Raw genomic sequence first — 689 nt, forward strand, 5'->3', positions numbered from 1 at the left:
ACCCCCGAGGCCCGCGCCACCCTCGAGGCGGTGCTGGCCAAACTCGCCGCCCCGGGCATGTGCAACCCCCTCGACGAGAATCCGTGTGTGCACGGCGCTCCCAGCCAAGACGCCATCGAGCACGACCCGCGCTCGGCCAGCCAACGCAACCACGACGGACTGCTGGCCGCCCTGCGCGCCGTGTTGGCCTCCGGAAACCTGGGCCAACACAACGGGCTACCGGCCTCCATCATCGTCACCACCACCCTGCACGAGCTCGAAGCCGCCGCCGGGCGCGGGCTCACCGGGGGCGGCACCATCTTGCCGATAAGCGACGTGATCCGCCTGGCCCGCCACGCCCACCACTACCTGGCCGTCTTCGACAACGCCAAACCGCTCGCGCTCTATCACACCAAACGCCTGGCCTCACCCGGGCAGCGAATCATGCTCTACGCCAAGGACCGCGGCTGCTCAGCCCCCGGCTGCACCGTGCCCGGCTACTACTGCGAAGTCCACCACGTCACCGACTGGTCCAAAAGCCACACCACCGACACCAACCAACTCACCTTCGCCTGCGGCCCCCACCACCGCCTACTCACACCACGCGGCTGGACCACCAACACAAACGCCAAAGGCGAAACCCAATGGATCCCACCACCACACCTCGACCGCGGCCAACCCCGCACCAACACCTTCCACCACCCCGAAAA

1 protein-coding gene is annotated in these 689 nt (G+C 67.9%); it reads left to right on the forward strand.

Annotation, left to right across the window (positions count from 1 at the left end; translation table 11 throughout):
- Nucleotides 1-689 (forward strand): HNH endonuclease signature motif containing protein (locus A5688_RS00265; protein ID WP_131812434.1); only part of this gene is annotated, 689 nt, incomplete at both ends.

Origin of the sequence: Mycobacterium mantenii, assembly GCF_001667865.1 — a bacterium.
In the GTDB taxonomy this organism is placed as follows: domain Bacteria; phylum Actinomycetota; class Actinomycetes; order Mycobacteriales; family Mycobacteriaceae; genus Mycobacterium; species Mycobacterium mantenii_A.